This window comes from Microbacterium sp. zg.Y909 (genome assembly GCF_024626565.1).
The window spans coordinates 1-2478 of sequence record NZ_JANJFJ010000434.1 but is presented as its reverse complement, the minus strand read 5'-3'; the positions used below and the strand labels follow the sequence as shown (position 1 = coordinate 2478).

Below are 2478 nucleotides of genomic sequence, written 5' to 3'. Positions count from 1 at the left end.
CCGCAGGATCCGCGATCGGGCGACCCCGAGATGCTCGCCCGTACCCGCATCCTCGACGCGCGGGGACTCGGTTCGCTGGCGATCGGCATGCATGAGGCGTCGCTGGCGATGGGTTCGGACGACAAGGATGCCGCGGCCAAGGCCATGAAGCGCTACGGCAATCTGACCGAGCGCTTCGAGGCCCTCGGTGGTTACACGGCCGAGGCGGAAGCCGCGACGATCGCGCACAACCTGTCGCTGCCCGACCGCATCCTCGACCAGCCGCTGTCGACCCTCTCGGGTGGGCAGCGCCGCCGCATCGAGCTCGCGCGCATCCTCTTCTCCGACGCGCAGACGATGATCCTCGACGAGCCGACCAACCACCTCGACGCCGACAGCGTCGTGTGGCTGCGCGAGTTCCTCAAGAACTACAAGGGTGGCCTGATCGTCATCTCGCACGATGTGGAGCTCGTCGGCGAGACGGTCAACCGCGTGTTCTACCTCGACGCCAACCGCCAGGTCATCGACGTCTACAACATGAACTGGAAGAACTACCTGCGCCAGCGCGTGGCCGACGAGGAGCGTCGCAAGAAGGAGCGTGCCAACGTCGAGAAGAAGGCCACGGTGCTGCAGCAGCAGGCCGCCCGGTTCGGCGCCAAGGCGTCCAAGGCCGCCGCCGCGCACCAGATGGTCGCCCGCGCCGAGAAGATGCTCGCGGGCCTCGACGACGTGCGCCAGGAGGACCGCGTCGCCAAGCTGCGCTTTCCCAAGCCCGCACCGTGCGGCAAGACGCCTCTCATGGCATCCGGACTGTCGAAGTCCTACGGGTCGCTGGAGATCTTCACCGACGTCGACCTCGCCATCGACCGCGGGTCCAAGGTGGTCGTGCTGGGCCTGAACGGCGCCGGAAAGACGACCCTGCTGCGCATTCTCGCCGGCGTGGACAAGCCCGACACGGGCCAGCTCGAGCCCGGGCACGGTCTGAAGATCGGCTACTACGCCCAGGAGCACGAGAACCTCGACGTCACGCGGTCGGTGCTGGAGAACATGATGTCCGCCGCCCCCGACATCACCGCGACCGAGGCGCGCAAGGTGCTCGGCTCGTTCCTGTTCACCGGCGACGACGTGCTCAAGCCCGCCGCGGTGCTCTCCGGTGGCGAGAAGACGCGACTGTCGCTCGCCACGCTCGTGGTCTCCAGCGCCAACATGCTGCTGCTGGACGAGCCGACCAACAACCTCGACCCGGCGTCACGCCTGGAGATCCTCGACGCCCTGTCGCACTACGAGGGGGCCGTCGTGCTCGTCTCGCACGATGAGGGCGCCGTGCACGCGCTCAACCCGGAGCGCGTGCTCATCCTGCCGGACGGCGTCGAGGACATCTGGGGCAGGGACTACGCCGACCTCATCACGCTCGCCTGAGCCCACCGCCCACGGCGGCACGCTCGGCTCGGTCCAGCCTCGATACGGGCTGACGCACGGCTCCGACGGTCCCGGAGGGGGTCAGCCGCCCGCGCGGTCCATCAGTGCGTCTTCGGCCTCGGCGTCGCGGTCCCGGCGGCGCTTCGCGGGGCGCGGCCGCCGCACGGCACGGGCTCCCGTGGCATCCCCGCCGGCGCGCGCGGCGGCTTCGGCACGGTCGGCCGCTTCCTCGCGGCGGACGCGCAGCTCGGTGCGGATCATGTAGCCGATGAAGATGAAGCCCATGACGGCGAAGAGGATCCACTGGATCGCGTACGACAGGTGCGGCCCGGGGTCCTCCGAGGGCGACGCGATCGCGTTCGGAGCCTCCGCGGGCGCCGGGTCCTCGCTGGCCATCAGCCCGTACGCGCTCTCGATGAGGGCGTCGCCGCCGTCGATCAGCTCGGCGATCAGCGGAAGGTGGATCGTGGCGACCTGACCCTCGGGCGCCGATCGGCCTGACGACGGCAGCATTTCGCCGGCCTTCAGTCGCACGACCACCGTCGTCGGCCCTTCGGGCGCGGCGGGGACGTGGTCGGGTTCTGGCTGATCTGCTCCCGGGCGCACCCATCCGCGGTTCACGAGCAGAACGCGCCCGTCGTCGGTGTGGAACGGCACGAGCACCTCGAAGGCTGCGGTGCCTCCGTGCGGCCGGTTGCGGACGAGCAGCTGGTCATCGGCGGCGTACTCGCCGACGAGGGTGACCGGGTGCCACTGGTCGCCGGGATCCATCTCGCCTGATTCGGGGATCAGCTCCGCCAGCGGCACCGCCGCGGCATCGTAATTGCGCTCCACCAGCTCGAGCTGCGTGGAGCGTTCCTCGCCGCGTGCGAACTGCCAGTGCGACAGGTAGGCGCAGGCGATCGCGAACACCACGGCCACGGCCACGTAACCCGACCACCGGACGGCGGCCGGCACCGGACGCCGACTCACGGCGCAGCCGCCGCGGTCAGCGGCTCGACCGCCACAGGGAAGTCCCGCGCGACGAGGTAGTCGCGCAGGTACGCCACGTGCTCATCGCACGCGGCCCAGCGCTTGCGG

General features: G+C 70.1%; 2 protein-coding genes. One reads left to right on the top strand and one right to left on the bottom strand.

Annotated features, from left to right (window positions below):
• Positions 1-1398, top strand: a 1398-nt coding sequence (locus NQ160_RS20835; protein WP_257516994.1) for an ABC-F family ATP-binding cassette domain-containing protein, incomplete at its 5' end; no start/stop codon positions are given.
• An 81-nt stretch (positions 1399-1479) separates the two neighbouring features.
• On the opposite strand, the gene NQ160_RS20830 is transcribed toward NQ160_RS20835, so the two are convergent.
• Positions 1480-2370 carry an SURF1 family cytochrome oxidase biogenesis protein gene (locus NQ160_RS20830; protein ID WP_257515179.1) on the bottom strand — a complete coding sequence of 297 codons (891 nt, stop codon included), beginning with the start codon at positions 2368-2370 and terminating at the stop codon, positions 1480-1482.
• Between the last annotated feature and the right edge of the window lie 108 nt (positions 2371-2478).